The organism is Pseudomonas sp. FH4 (assembly GCF_000510915.2).
In the GTDB taxonomy this organism is placed as follows: domain Bacteria; phylum Pseudomonadota; class Gammaproteobacteria; order Pseudomonadales; family Pseudomonadaceae; genus Aquipseudomonas; species Aquipseudomonas brenneri.
On sequence record NZ_AOHN01000024.1, the window covers coordinates 182,564 to 197,026 of the forward strand.

At 55.9% G+C, this 14,463-nt stretch carries 12 protein-coding genes and 1 pseudogene; 9 read left to right on the forward strand and 4 right to left on the reverse strand.

All coding sequences use genetic code 11. The features are described 5' to 3' along the window. Position 1 precedes the first annotated feature (1 nt). The 3 genes from H097_RS19545 to H097_RS19555 all read left to right on the forward strand — a co-directional run bounded on the left by H097_RS19545 (position 2) and on the right by H097_RS19555 (position 1,658). A complete protein-coding gene (locus tag H097_RS19545) occupies positions 2-613 on the forward strand; it encodes a 3'-5' exonuclease (protein WP_032861785.1) in 612 nt (203 codons plus the stop codon). Positions 614-844: 231 nt separating this feature from the next. Next, entirely contained in the window at positions 845-1,411 is a 567-nt protein-coding gene (locus H097_RS19550) for a hypothetical protein (protein WP_032861787.1), read from the forward strand. Further along, positions 1,401-1,658: an acyl carrier protein gene (locus H097_RS19555; RefSeq protein WP_032861788.1), complete on the forward strand. Its 258-nt coding sequence runs from the start codon at positions 1,401-1,403 to the stop codon at positions 1,656-1,658. Before H097_RS19550 ends, H097_RS19555 begins: the two co-directional genes overlap by 11 nt. Positions 1,659-1,688: 30 nt before the next feature. Here H097_RS19555 and H097_RS19560 read toward each other — a convergent pair whose 3' ends face one another. Beyond that, positions 1,689-2,147: an Lrp/AsnC family transcriptional regulator gene (locus tag H097_RS19560; RefSeq protein WP_032861790.1), complete on the reverse strand. Its 459-nt coding sequence runs from the start codon at positions 2,145-2,147 to the stop codon at positions 1,689-1,691. 161 nt (positions 2,148-2,308) lie between these two features. Between H097_RS19560 and yedA the strand changes: the two genes are divergently transcribed. Both yedA and H097_RS19570 read left to right on the forward strand, forming a co-directional pair. Continuing rightward, positions 2,309-3,205, forward strand: coding sequence for a drug/metabolite exporter YedA (gene yedA, locus H097_RS19565; protein ID WP_032861792.1), 897 nt, complete (start codon positions 2,309-2,311; stop codon positions 3,203-3,205). Between the two features lie 48 nt (positions 3,206-3,253). After that, on the forward strand, positions 3,254-4,585 hold the full coding sequence (locus H097_RS19570) for a DEAD/DEAH box helicase (RefSeq protein WP_032861794.1): 1,332 nt from the start codon (positions 3,254-3,256) through the stop codon (positions 4,583-4,585). Between the two features lie 66 nt (positions 4,586-4,651). On the opposite strand, the gene H097_RS19575 is transcribed toward H097_RS19570, so the two are convergent. Continuing rightward, complete coding sequence (locus tag H097_RS19575; protein ID WP_156356818.1) at positions 4,652-5,923, reverse strand: TIGR03862 family flavoprotein; 1,272 nt, start codon at positions 5,921-5,923, stop codon at positions 4,652-4,654. A 136-nt stretch (positions 5,924-6,059) separates the two neighbouring features. Then, positions 6,060-6,593 (reverse strand): annotated as a pseudogene (locus H097_RS19580) (histone deacetylase); the annotation flags it as partial. A gap of 132 nt (positions 6,594-6,725) precedes the next feature. On the opposite strand from H097_RS19580, the gene H097_RS19585 reads away from it, so the two are divergent. The 4 genes from H097_RS19585 to H097_RS27915 are packed head-to-tail and all read left to right on the forward strand — an operon-like array spanning position 6,726 to position 12,009. Continuing rightward, positions 6,726-7,979 (forward strand): site-specific integrase, encoded by a 1,254-nt coding sequence (locus H097_RS19585; protein WP_050593414.1) that lies wholly within the window; start codon positions 6,726-6,728, stop codon positions 7,977-7,979. Continuing rightward, the gene (locus tag H097_RS19590; RefSeq protein WP_156356819.1) at positions 7,972-9,513 is read left to right on the forward strand and encodes a site-specific integrase; all 1,542 of its coding nucleotides are present in this window, start codon (positions 7,972-7,974) and stop codon (positions 9,511-9,513) included. The genes H097_RS19585 and H097_RS19590 overlap by 8 nt, the downstream gene beginning before the upstream one ends. Next, positions 9,503-11,596, forward strand: a complete 2,094-nt coding sequence (locus H097_RS19595; RefSeq protein ID WP_050593416.1) for a hypothetical protein — start codon at positions 9,503-9,505, stop codon at positions 11,594-11,596. Before H097_RS19590 ends, H097_RS19595 begins: the two co-directional genes overlap by 11 nt. A gap of 44 nt (positions 11,597-11,640) precedes the next feature. Next, the gene (locus H097_RS27915) at positions 11,641-12,009 is read left to right on the forward strand and encodes a hypothetical protein (RefSeq protein ID WP_232860026.1); all 369 of its coding nucleotides are present in this window, start codon (positions 11,641-11,643) and stop codon (positions 12,007-12,009) included. Between the two features lie 203 nt (positions 12,010-12,212). Here H097_RS27915 and H097_RS19605 read toward each other — a convergent pair whose 3' ends face one another. Further along, a complete protein-coding gene (locus H097_RS19605) occupies positions 12,213-14,336 on the reverse strand; it encodes a TonB-dependent siderophore receptor (protein ID WP_032861799.1) in 2,124 nt (707 codons plus the stop codon). Positions 14,337-14,463 lie beyond the last annotated feature (127 nt).

Sequence of the window (14,463 nt, forward strand, 5' to 3'; positions counted from 1 at the left end):
TTTGGAACGGATAGCGGTCATCGACTTTGAAACCACCGGCATCTCGCCGAGCAGCAGTTGCCGGGCCACGGAAATCGCCGTGGTCATCCTGGAGCGGGGCCAGATCGTGGACCGCTACCAGAGCCTGATGAACGCTGGCGTGCGCGTGCCGGGGTTTATCGAACAACTGACCGGCATCAGCAACGCCATGCTGCGCAGTGCGCCGCCGGCCGAGAAGGTAATGAACGAGGTCAATGAGTTTGTCGGCACCACGCCACTGCTGGCGCACAACGCTGCGTTCGACCAGAAGTTCTGGGACTTCGAACTCGGTTTGATCCGCCGCACCCGTCTGCAAAAATTCGCCTGCTCGCTACTGTTGGCGCGCCGGCTGATGCCCGCCGCGCCCAATCACAAACTCGGCACCCTGACCTCATTTGCCCAACTGCCCCACACCGGCAAGGCTCACCGGGCCATGGCCGACGCGGAAATGGCGGCCAACCTGACCGCCCACCTGGCCCAGGAACTGCGCCGTGCCCACGGCTTGCGCGACTTGTCCCATGACCTGCTGTGCAGCTTGCAGAAAGTGCCGGCGGCAAAGATCAATGATCATCTGAAGAAACATCGCGGGTTCTGATCTCAACCTTCCGAGCAGCAAAGATCAAAATGTGGGAGCGAGCAAGCCCGCTCCCACATTGGTTTTGTGGTGGTTATCGGCGCTTTGTCGGGGCGTTTACCGGCTTTCTGAATTGTCAGTAGGTTTAGCCCTACAGTCCCGTCGGGCCTTTCTGGATTTTCCCTTCTCCCGCCTATCGTCCTTTGTTGCGGCCTAACATCTTGCCTGTCATTTACGTACAGGGACTACGTCATGCAGGAAAGCGATCTTCATTCGGCAATCATTCGAATCCAGTCCGAACTCGAACAAAATGGCATTGATTTCGGCTCAACTTCCAGCATGACGTTTCACCTGGGAAATACGATGGCAAGCTGTCCGGCAGTCATGGTTTTACCTAATACACCAGGCTGGACGCATGGTGCCAATTACAAGTTACTCAAGCCCATTCATGCCGACTCTGCGGTGCCGAACACTACTGTTGACGAACTCTGGAAATGTACACAGCAACACTACGGCTTGACGCTGGCAACGGTCCTCACGGGGGCGGCGGGCATACCCATCAGCAAAATTGCAGTGGGGACTTGGGTCCACGTTGGCTCCAGCAAAACGACAAACCTGGCTAGCCTCATTGGCATGCGCTTTTTCCCTCGTACACTGATCAGGCAGCCGACATTGGCCGGCATGGCGAAAGCGACTTTTGGTACCGTCCGGGTGTTTGGCATTATCGGGCGAGGCATTCCCTTTGTTGCTGCGGGTTTGGCTGTTTTTGATCTAATCAGTATTGGTAAGTGTGCCTATGAGGCAAAAAATGGAAAGTAACCTGACCAGAGCCGAAATCAGTGAAAAAGTAATCCGGCTTTTCGTCGATATCATTGGCTTTATCGACCGAAACCAGGTGACGGAACAAACGGACTTCATCCACGACTTTAAGATTATTGATGAAGATCTGACCTGCTTTGTCATGCAGATCAAATGGCAATTCAACTTGCAGGCGACTCAGGATGATTGGAATCACATCACCACTATCCAGCAAGTTGTCGACTTGATTGTTCAATGTCGGCAGTGAGGCAACTGGCGCTACCGCTGGCTTGCCCGTTCAGCCACCGCCATTTTTCCCTTCCAAATGCCCCAACGGCACCCGCCGCTCTATGGCGCTCGACAAGATGATCGAGGTCTTGCTGAACCCGAACTTCGCCACTCGATTGATCAGGTTTTCCAATTCCGGCATCGAACCCACCGCCGCCTGCATGATCACGCAGGGGTCGCCGGTGACCCGGTGGCACTCGGTCAACTCGGGGATCTCGGCCAGTGCGTCGTACACCTTCTGGCTGCCGTTGTTGGTCAAGCGCAGTTCGATCGTGCACTGGATCGGCAAGCCGATCTTGGACAGGTCAACCTTGGCCTGGTAACCGGTGATTACGCCACTGGCTTCCAGCTTGGCCACGCGCTCGGCTACGGCGGGGGCGGAGAGGTTTACCGTGCGGGCCAGTTGCGCGTAGGTGGCGCGGCCATCTTCGAGCAGGGCGCTGAGGAGCATGCGGTCGTATTTGTCCATGAATAAGGCTCTGGTAATAGGAGGCTTTCGAATACAAGGCTTATAGCCCTGATAACCATGAATTGAAAAGTGTATGGGCACTTTAAACAGGTTTTGTAACTTATGTTTACTGGCGCGGATTTCTAGAATAGCTATCCCCTGTCTTGCCTCAGAGCCACCCCATGCCTGGCCCACGTCGTTTTCCCTTACCGTTGATCGCCGCTTTTTTTGCGCTGTATGTCATTTGGGGTTCCACCTACCTGGTGATCCGCATTGGCGTGGAGTACTGGCCACCGCTGATGCTGGCGGGGATTCGTTTTTGCACGGCGGGCGTTCTGATGTATGGCTACTTGCGCTGGCGCGGTGTGCCAGCGCCGACCTGGGCGCAGTGGAAAGCCGCCGGCATGATCGGCATCTTGTTGCTGACGTTCGGCAATGGCGCGGTGAGTGTGGCTGAACACACGGGCGTGACCTCCGGTGTCGCCGCGCTGGCCGTGGCGACGGTGCCGCTGTTTACCTTGCTCTGTGGCTATTTCTGGGGCGCGCGTAATACCCGTCTGGAATGGGCCGGGGTGATTCTGGGAATGATCGGCATCGCCATGCTCAATATGGGCTCCAACTTGCAATCGAGCCCGTTGGGCGCAGGGTTGCTGTTGTTCGCCGCAGCCTCCTGGGCTTTCGGTTCGGTCTGGAGCCGGCATTTGCCGTTGCCTCAGGGCGCTATGGCCAGCGCCGCTGAAATGCTGATCGCCGGTGTGGTGCTGTTGATCGGCAGCGCACTCAAGGGTGAGCACCTGGAAGCGATGCCGCCAGTGGAAGGTTGGCTGGCCCTGGCTTACCTGACCGTCTTTGGCTCGATCATCGCCTTCAACGCTTATATGTACCTGCTCAAGCATGTGCGTCCGGCAGCGGCCACCAGCTACGCCTACGTCAACCCGGCGGTGGCGGTGTTGCTGGGCATTGTGTTCGTGGGCGAGACCATCGGCCTGGAAGAAGCCCTGGCGATGCTGGTGATCATCAGTGCGGTGTTGCTGATCAGCCTGCCCCAGTGGCGCAAGCCGAAGCCGGAAATAAGGTAAACTGCCGCGCATTGCGACCTTGCGCTGAATTTTCCCTACGGTAAACACATGACTTTCGCCTCCCTTGGCCTGATCGAACCCTTGCTGCGCGCCCTTGAGACGCTTGGCTACCAGACCCCGACGCCGGTGCAGGCGCAAGCCATTCCGGCGGTGCTGGCCGGTCGCGACCTGATGGCTGCGGCCCAGACCGGTACCGGCAAGACCGCAGGTTTCGCGGTGCCGCTCCTGCAACTGCTGACGATGGAAGGGCCGAAAGTCACCGCCAACTCGGTGCGCGCGCTGATCCTGTGCCCAACCCGCGAGTTGGCCGAGCAGGTTCACGCCAGCGTCGCCCAATACGCCGAACACCTGCCGCTGACCACCTACGCGGTGTATGGCGGCGTCAGCATCAACCCGCAGATGATGAAGCTGCGCAAGGGCGTCGACATTCTGGTGGCCACGCCTGGCCGCCTGATCGACCTGTTTCGCCAGAACGCGCTGAAACTCAATCAGTTGCAAACCCTGGTGCTGGATGAAGCCGACCGCATGCTCGACCTGGGCTTCTCGGAAGAGCTGGCGAACATTTACCGCATGTTGCCGAAAAAGCGCCAGACTCTGCTGTTTTCCGCGACCTTCTCCGACGATATCCGCCTGCTGGCCGGGCAGATGCTCAATGACCCTTTGAGCATCGAAGTCAGCCCGCGCAACGTTGCCGCCAACACCGTCAAGCAGTGGGTGGTGCCGGTGGACAAGAAGCGCAAGGCCGAGTTGTTTGTGCACCTGATGCGCAAGGGCAAGTGGAAACAGGTGCTGGTGTTCGCCAAGACCCGCAATGGCGTGGATGCGCTGGTAGATAAGCTACAAGGCCTGGGGATCAATGCCGACGGCATCCACGGCGACAAGCCACAAGCCACGCGCCAACGTGCCCTGGACCGCTTCAAGGCCAGCGATGTGCAGATCCTGGTGGCCACTGATGTGGCGGCCCGCGGTCTGGATATTGAAGATTTGCCGATGGTGGTCAACTTTGACCTGCCGATTGTTGCCGAGGATTACATCCACCGTATCGGCCGTACTGGCCGCGCGGGCAACACGGGCGAGGCGATTTCCCTGGTGTGTGCCGATGAGGTGAACATGCTCTCGGCCATCGAGATGCTGACCCGCCAGACCCTGACCCGCAAAATGGAACAGGACTTCGAGCCGGAGCACCGGGTGCCGGACACCGATGCCAGTGGGCAGGTGGTGAAAAAGCCGAAAAAACCGAAGAAGCCCAAGACCTCGGGTGGTGGCGGCAAGCGCAACTTGGGCAAGTGGGTAGAAAGCGGGGAAGTTGCGGCAGAGCCGTCGATCAAGCCGGTGCGCAAGGTGCCGGTCTTTAATACCGGGCCGCGTAAGAAGAAGTAATTTCTTTGCTGCCTGTCAGGGCCTCATCGCTGGCTTGCCTGCGATGAGGCCCTGAGTTCGCCGCAACTATTGGCGTTGGAACCATTCCAACACCCCGCGCCCCGCAGCCCGCCCACTGGCAAAACACCCCGTCAGCAAATACCCACCCGTCGGCGCTTCCCAATCCAGCATCTCTCCGGCACAGAACACTCCCGGCAATTGCTTGAGCATCAAGCGCTCATCCAGCGCCTCAAACGGCACGCCACCTGCGGTGCTGATGGCTTCGTCCATTGGCCGGGTTTTCACCAGGGTCAGCGGCAGAGCCTTGATATCGACGGCCAATTGCTGCGGGTCGCTGAAATGTTCGGCAGGCGCCAACTCGCGCAACAGCGCCCCCTTCACCCCATCCAGCCCCAACTGACTGTGCAAATGCTTGCTCATCGAGCGTGAGCCACGGGGCTTGGCCAATGCAGCCTGCACTTTGTCCAGCGGCTTGCCCGGCAGCAGGTCGATATGCACGGTGGCCGCGCCATCACGGTTGATTGCTTCACGGATCGGCGCCGACAGTGCGTAGATCAAACTGCCTTCGATACCTGTCGCGGTGATCACGCATTCGCCCAACCGAGGTTTGTCAGCTGCCAAACCAATGGCGACATTTTTCAGCGGCGCGCCGGCGAATTTGCTCACCATCAAGTCGCTCCAGGTTGACACCTCGAAGCCACAGTTGCTCGGCTGCAGCGGGGCGCAGGGCACGCCTTGGTCTTCCAGCAATTTGAGCCAGGCGCCGTCGGAACCCAGGCGTGACCAACTGCCGCCGCCGAGGGCCAGTAGCACGGCATCGCTGTGGACAGTTTTCTCGCCATCCGGGCTGTGGATAATTAAGCCGCCATCGGCATTCCAGCCTAGCCAGCGATGGCGGGTGTGGATAACTACCCCTTGGTCGCGCAGGCGCTTGAGCCAGGCCCGCAGCAGCGGTGCGGCTTTCATGTCGGTAGGGAATACCCGGCCGGAGCTACCGACAAAGGTTTTTATCCCCAGGCCATGAATCCACTCGCACAACGCCTCGGCGCCAAACTGGCGCAACAAGGGGGCGATGTCCGGTGCGCGTTCGGCATAGCGCGCAAGGAATGCCGGGTAGGCCTCGGAGTGGGTGATATTCATGCCGCCAACACCTGCCAGCAGGAACTTGCGACCCACCGATGGCATGCCGTCGTACAGGTCCACCCGGACCCCGGCCTGGCTCAATACTTCGGCGGCCATCAGCCCGGCGGGGCCGCCGCCGATGATCGTGACGTGATGGGGCTGGGCTGGGATCTGGGACATGGCGGTGACTGCGGTTCGGCGAAGTAAGCCGAGCATTCTACCCGAGGACCGCAAAACTGCCTGATCAAAAAACGTACACCTTCCTACACGCTATACGCTGTCTGCCTTACAGGTGTTTACGCTCAAGTTATCCACAGGCCGTTCCACAGGCATTGTGGGTAACACTCACGTTTCAATGACAACCTGATGACGTCCAGACCCGTTGCGCGCTGTGGTGCAGGATGCCGTGGCGACGGGCCAGGGCAGGGCGGTCCTTGCTGTAGCCGCCACCAATCACGCCCATCACCGGGATGTCGCGGCCCAGGCAGTGGCGCATCACGCTTTCGTCACGGGCGGCGACGCCGGCGTCTGTCAGCTTGAGGTAACCGAGGGCGTCGTCCTTGTGTACATCGACACCGGCGTCATACAGCACCAGATCCGGTTGATACAACGGCAGCAGGTAGTTGAGGGCATCGTCCACCACCTTGAGGTAGTCGGCATCGCCCATGCCCATGGGCAGGGGGATATCCCAGTCGCTGGTGGCCTTGCGCGCCGGGAAATTCTTTTCACAGTGCAGGGAGACGGTAATGGCATCCGGCGTGTCGTGGAGGATGCGCGCGGTGCCATCGCCTTGGTGCACATCGCAGTCGAAGATCAGCACCCGATTGACCCGTCCGCTGGCCAGCAGGTAGTGGCTGATCACCGCCAGGTCATTGAAGATGCAATAGCGCCGACTTCTATTAAAACGTAAATATTTAGGAGGGAAATATAATAAAAACAGAGGATTAGCGTACTTTTTTGCGAAAAGTAGGATTGTAGTCTAGGGTTTATTATAGTTTACCTTAGGAGTGTGTAAACAATGAACCCTTACAGAATCAAACTCGTGCGGTTCGACGGTGGTGAGCGCTTTCCAGTGCTTTGCCTTCAGCAAGACGGCATGCCCGTGCACAGCGCTAACCTTTGGGTACTGACAGAGTTACGAACGGCGAATTTGTCGACGAGCACACTCCAACAGGCGCTTCGGTCGTTGATGGTGCTGTTCATTGTTTTTGATGAACTAAAGATAGATTTGTCCGCCCGTTTGCGCGACGGCCAGTTTTTAACGGTTGGAGACATAGAAGCTATCGTTGGGGCGTGTAAATTACCAATTACAGCGGGCGACAGAAAAAAAATTGGAAATGGAAAGTTTGTATCGCCATGGTCTACCAGTGGCTTTAGTACGCCAAAAATTCATCCTGGTACTATTGCTATACGGCTTTTATACATTGCCCGTTACCTTGACTGGATTGCGACCGACCACTTACTAAAAACAGGCGCAGGAAACCCACATTTTTCAGGGGTGGAAAAACTCCGTGAACTGGTTTCTACAGCCATAAAGGCTCGCATTCCTTCAGTGCAGCGCTTATCCAATGTTACGCCTCGTGAGGGCCTAACTGAACAAATGGTATCGCTACTGCAACAGGTGGTTGCTCCAGAGTTTGAGCATAATCCGTGGTCTCATGAATTTGTTCGGCAGCGAAACTACTTAATGATTCGCTGGCTATTGTCCTTGGGAGTCAGGAGAGGTGAGTTGCTTGGTGTCAAAATCTCGGATATTAACTTTCAGACCAATGAAGTTTTAATTGCCAGGAGGGCAGACGATCCGGCGGATCCACGGTTGAGACAGCCGAATGCCAAAACAAGCGGTCGATTATTAGCGCTCGACGCAGAGTTGGTAGCGCTCACGCGAGCGTATGTAATGTCCATTCGTCGAAATGTTACAGGCTCGCGTAAGCATGAATATCTTTGGGTAGCCGGTGGCTCAGGAAAACCACTGAGTCTTGCGGCGCTAAATAAAGTATTTATCACTTTACGGCAACACTGTCCGGAACTACCAGAAAACATCTGCCCTCATCTCCTTCGCCATACCTGGAACGATATTTTTTCGGAAGCGATTGATAGAAGTGATGTGTCGCCGACCATGGAGCAAAAACTGCGGTCACGATTGATGGGGTGGTCCGAAACATCCGGAATGGCGATTGTGTATAACCAGCGTCATATCAAGAAAAAAGCCACCGCTGTGTCCTTGCAAATGCAAAAACAATTGCGTGTGGAGGCTCCTTCCGATGATTAAAAAACCAGGGGAAAACTACGTAATCGATGGAATTGATTTCTGTCCTTCACTTCCGTCGGTAATTCGTAGCAAAAGCGGTATCGCGTTTGATCCTAACCGGCCTGCTTGGTCGTACCGGGACGGTGTGTATTCGGTTTACATGGATTTTTCTGGGCTACATTTTTCTGCTGTGCTCATGGCTTCATTCCATCTTACGTTGATTTGGTTCGTTGAAAATAGGGCGCCAAGTACTGTGATGGGTCGCTTTGCGGCTTTAAAAGCATTTGCCTTGCGATTGCAAGAGGGGCGCGTTGAACCGTTGGAAACTATCTGCGGAAATGACGTATTGATACATTGCGATGCCAATGACTTTCAAACACGCGATCTCTTTGCGTTTTTACGCCGATGGCATGCCATGAGCTTGCCGGGTATTCAGGATGATGTGGTGTACGTCCTGGACAGGAAAAAGCTCCGGAAGCGAGAAACCGGAATCGCTGTATTGACGTGGGATCCCGAGTTGGGTCCATTTACTCCAATTGAGCAAGTGGGTATTCAAGATGCCCTGAATGAAGCTTACGGCGCAGGGCGTTTGAGTGAGGACATATACCTGCTGGCATGGTTGTTTATTGCGTTGGGTTCCCGCCCTGTTCAGTTGGCAGCCTTAAAGGTTTGTGATGTTGTGCGCTCGGTGGCTGCGGATGGAACAGAGTCTTTTCTTTTGCTTGTTCCGCGTGCGAAGCAACAAAACGCATTGCTCCGCCAGGAACTCAAGCCGCGAGCGCTGGTGAATCAAATTGGTCGACCGTTGTTTGATTATGCCCGACGCGTCAGTGAGCGCTTTATTGGAGCGTTTCCAGACCCCCAGCAGGCGCCCCTGTTTCCTTTACCCCGGCAGTCACAGTATTTGGCGGACGGGCCAGGATGGGCCAGATACCACCGTACCAGCGAGAATTTACGGAAATTGTTGGTGACCGCGTTGGACAAGCTATCCGTCCGCTCTGAGCGCACGGGGGAAATAGTTAACATCTGTGCCTTGCGCTTTCGGCGTACGTTAGGGACGAATCTTGCGCGTGAAGGGCACGGGGTTTTGGTCATTGCGGACTTGCTTGATCATTCGCGAACTGACTCTGCGGCTGTCTATGTAGCTGCGACACCAGAGCTTGCGATGCGGATTGAAAAGGCGACTGCGCTGTACATGGCGCCTCTGGCTCAAGCTTTTAAAGGTCAACTGATAGCTCATGAGGACAATGCCGTTCGTGGAGCGGTCTGCTCCAGCCGAATTATCGATTTGCGTATCGATCAAAGCGCACGGCCAATGGGGTCATGTGGCAGCTTCAGTTTCTGCGGATTATTTGCCCCCGTGGCCTGTTACACCTGTCAGTGTTTTCAACCTTGGTTGGACGGGCCGCATGAGGCGGTCCTGGATTTCTTGCTAGCGGATGCTAAACGCTATCCGGACGGTCGTATCGCGGCGATCAACGATCGAACGCTGCTCGCAGTGGCAGAAGTGGTCCAATTATGTCGCAGCAGAAAGGAGCAGGCTCATGGACGATAGGGTAATCCTGTTTAAGCCCCGAGCAGAGCAGGCGGCTGAGGACAATCTCAGGGACTTCGTTACCCTCGCCAGAGAGTCTCTGACGGCTTTTGGCAGTGAGTTGGTCTTTGAGGCGGACAGTTGGGATGTCACCAATTTTGTTCGATTGAAACGACGTAATTCTTGTTCAAGCATGCGATTTCATGGATTCCCCAGTGGACGAGGGCAAAAGGATTCCTGTTGCTTGCCTCAGCCTTACAAAGACTTTGCCAAAGCCTACTGCCGTTATGATTATTCGTTGTGCGCGTATACAACCGTCAGTTCACGATTGGCCGCGCTCCGCTCCCTCGCTGTAGCTCTGGAAGAAACGGAGAGTTGTGTCACACCTATTAAGGCAAGTCTGGGGCATTTTAATCGTGCGTGCGCGATACTAAACGAACGCTACCAAGCCTCTGCCGCATTTTTTGCCGGGGCAGAACTCAAACGCATTTCGCAGTTCCTGGTGGAGCATCAACTCTGTACGCTGCCTCTTCAATGGCAAAATCCACTTCGGGCACCAGCGAACTTTGTGCGCAGTGTTGGCCCAGAGTTTGATGCGTCGCGCCGGGCCCGTCTGCCCTCGTCAGCTTCGTTAGAAGCGATTGCCGAAATTTTCAGAACCGCCGAGAAGCCAGGCGATATTTTTACCTCCAGTGTCTGTGCGTTGCTTGCGTCGGCGCCGAGCCGCATTAATGAGGTGATGTCCATTTCAAACCAGTGTGAAGTCGAGGAGTTCGATCCAAAAGCAAATCAACAACTGTATGGATTGCGCTGGCGGCCTTCAAAGGGTGGTAAGGCACAAGTCAAATGGGTGGTGCAATCCATGGCCAGTGTTGCCCGCGAGGCGGTGAGTAAGCTCAGGACCATTTCCACGCCAGCGCGGGAAGTGGCACGGTGGTATGAGCAGCACCCTGATGCGATGTATTTGCCAACGGAGCTGGAGGCGTTACGGGGGCGGTCGTTAATTAGTTCAGAACAGGTGGGCGCGATTGTTTTTCTCGCCCCACCCCCCAATGGCAATCAAACCGCGCAAGGGGCGGGGTGGTGCAGAAAGCAGGGGATTTTTGAACATATTCCATATGACCCACAGCAGAGACATGCTCCGAGGTTTTTGTTCGCGGACGTTGAGCGAGTAATCCTTTCGATGCTGCCAGCTAACTTCCCGCTGGCAGATCAGAAGAACAACCTGAAGTACAGTGAAGCGCTTTGCTTGACACGGCTGAATGAGCTAACCGAGTTGTGGGGAACGTACCGTGGGGTAATCGTCTTGCCAGACACCGCTTATACTCAGAAGCAACTAGGTAGTACTCGAACTTTTCTCAATATTTTCGAACGGTTCGGTTATCGTGAGTTAGATGGCAGTCCAATGAGTATCACGACGCATCAATTTCGCCATTTTTTAAATACCGTGGCACAGATGGGCGGATTATCGCAACTCGACATCGCCAAATGGAGCGGTCGCGCCAAACTCGGACAAAACAAGTGCTATGACCATCAGTCCGATAGGGATGTGTTGGCGCTCGCGAGGTCCGCTTTGGGTGACCCGGAAAAGTCGGCAGGTCATGTGGCAGGTATCCCTCCAAGTAGTTTGATCTCGCGGGATCAGTTTGCGACGCTGAAGATCATGACCGCCCATACAACGGATTTGGGGTATTGCCTGCACGATTTTTCCATGTTGCCTTGCCAACTCCATCGAGATTGCCCCAATTGTGATGAGCATGTATGCATCAAAGGTGATGTGGTCCGAGAGCAGGCTATACGCCAGTATCGTCAGGAAACCCAGGCCCTCCTCGCAAAAGCGTTAGAAGCGCTGGGCGAGGAGGAGTTTGGTGCCAACCGTTGGGTCGAGCACCAGACACTGACCCTTAAACGACTGGATGAACTGTGTGCCATTTTTGAGGACTCTTCCGTTGCCGCAAATGCAATTATCCAGCCGCGTGGGATCGTCCCAGCGTCAAGGCTGGAACAGTTGCTGACCCACCATAAAATATTGAACAAGCGTAATTTGCCGGGACCAGACACTGAAGATCCAGATGTGCCATGCATAGAGGCTGAGGACCTGTAATGTCTCGTTCGAGAAATCTAACCCCAGATGCTATAGAGCAGATCGTGTCGATCCTGGATGGTTGGTCTGGAAAACTGACGTGGGACCTGCTGATCTTAAGCGTCGCTCGCCGTTTACGAGGAACCTACACGCGCCAGACTCTGCATAAACATGAGCGGATTCGGCGTGCGTTCATACTGCGTAAGCAAACACTCTCAACCACAGTAGGAGTGAAGAAGGCCAGCAGTCCTGAATTACAAGTTGCAAACGAGCGAATTGCTCGTTTGGAAGCGGAGAATCAACGTCTGCGGATGGAGAATGATCGATTGCTCGAGCAGTTTGTACGCTGGGCTTATAACGCTTACATTCGGGGCTTGGATGAACAGTTTCTTTCCCGCCCTCTGCCCATCATCAATCGACAGCAGACACCCTAGGGTCTGTTGCCGTTTCATCTCAAGCCATTGATCTATAAGAGCAAACTCGTATCGTTAAAGCTCTCACACGACAGATTCTCACTCAAACCCGCGCATTGAAGATTAGTTGGGCTTTTGAAAGCTGCCACTGCACGGCTGGGAGTACAGGCCCAGCCGTGAGGAAACGCTCGACAATGCCGGGCGTTTGTTCTTCAGGTCCGTACTCAGAAGCGGTAGTTGGTGCTCAGCTCCAGCGTCCGTGGTGCGCCGGGTGTGATCAGATCCACCGAGCCATGCGCCGAAGCGTAATAGTCCTTGTCGAAGACATTGCGCAGACGCAGGGCCATGTCCCATTTCGGCTGGTTGTAGAGCAACGCTGCGTCCACGGTGGTGTAGGCCGGCATGACCACTTGGTTATCCAAGGCGGTGTAACGGTCATCGACATAGTTCGCCCCCATGCCTACACGCCACTCCTGTGTCAAAGAACGTACCAACCACAAATTGGCACTGTGGCGCGGGGTCAAGGTCGGAGTCTGGCCTTCGTTGGCGATACCGTTGGTACGGCTGTTGGACTTGGTGATCTCGGCATCCAGATAGGCGTAACCGGCATATACCTGCCATTTTTCGCTCAACTGCCCACTGGCGGTCAGTTCGAGACCATCAGTACGCTGCTCTCCCGCAAGCACCAGTTTGGTCGGGTTCGCCGGATCGGTGGTTTTCATGTTGGTGCGTTCCAGCCGGAACAGCGCCGCCGTCAACGCCAGGCGATTGTCGAGCAGGTCCCATTTGCCGCCGATCTCGAAGTTGGTGGTTTCCTCCGGCTCAAGGTCCTGGTTCGTCGTGCTCAGAGCGAACATTTCGGCAGAGGGCTGGTAGGAACGGCTCACCGAGACGTAATAGGACTGCACATGATCAGGCTGGTAGACCAGACCGACTCGCGGACTCCAGGTAGTGTCGGTGCGGGAGAGTTCCTTGTTCGTCAGGTCATCGGCGTATTCCTGGTCAAACACGTCATAACGCACTCCCAGCAGAGCTTTCCACTGCGGCGCCAGTTCGATCAGGTCCTGCACGTAGAACCCGGCAGTGTCCTGAGTATTGGTGCCCTTGGCGGTTTGCCGGTTGGCCTGGAACGGCACGTCGACCAAAGCATCGCGGTACACCGGCACCCTTGCCACGTTGGGTTGGCTGAACACGGACTGGTCCTTCACCTGGCGCCCCAGCTCCACACCATAGAGCAGGTTATGGTTCATCCCGGCGAGCACGGCGCGCTGCTTGAGTTCGGTCTGGTTGAACCAACCGTCTTCCTTGCGCTGCACGTTGCCGCGGTTGAGTTTTACCAGCAATTCGCCGTTGGCGGCGGTAACGAAACGCGTTGGACTGGAGTCCGCGAGCGTATTGTTGCGATCCAGGTCGTAGTGGTAGTAGCGGCTGGTGTTGCTCAGGGTGAAGTCGTCATTGATGCTGTAATCGACGCCGGCCGTGAACGAGAACACTTCGCTGCGGGTGTAATCGTCATCTGGATCAGCGGAACCGAAACGCTTATCGCGGTCCACATCGACTGGACGGTCGCCTCGTGCTGGGATACCGAAGTCGATCAGGCGCTTGTCATACAGATAGGTAGCGCCCAGGTTCAGTTCCAGATCGTCGGAGAGCTTGAAGTAGGCCGAAGGCGCGATGGCCTTGCGGTCGATGTAGCCGTCATCCCGGAAGGTGTCGCTGTTCTCCAGCGCCCCTGTCACACGAAAGGCTTTATCGCCCTGTTGCTGATCGGCCCAACCGGCATCGAACTGAGTGCGCTTTTTGCCCTCGCTGTCGACACTGACACCGACCTCCTGCTTGGGCGTGAAGTTGGGCTTCTTGCTGATGCTGTTGATCAGACCGCCCGAAGAGCCTCGGCCATAGAGCACTGCGGCCGGCCCCTTGATCACTTCCACCCGCTCGACGTTGGACAGATCACGGAAGTACAGCGCATCGTCACGAATGCCGTCGACGTACATGTCGCCAATGGCGCTGAAACCACGGATGGTGACTTGATCGCGCTGGCCATCGCCATTGGACAGGCCGATACCGGGGACATTCTTCAGCACGTCTTCCATCGACTGAGCCCCCTGATCCTTGATAACGCTCTGGGGAATTACGTTGACGGTTTGCGGGATATCTCGTAGAGGGGCATCGATCTTCAGCGCGCTCCTGCTCTCGGTCGACATGTAGCTCTGCTCGCTGTACTCACTGTTCACAGCGGTTGCCGGTAGGGTTAGAGCAGACTCCGTTTCTGCCTGTAAATCAGGTACAACCAGAACGCCCAGCAACGACAGAGAGACTGGGTAAATGCGCGATCGAGCCACCATGAACACCTTTTGTATGAATTATCGCGCAGATGATAACGGTTATCTTTTGTAAGTAAATACATATCATTCTGATTCAAGCCATTGGCACGACTCGGAACGACCGTCTCAACTTAATAGGTGGCCGACA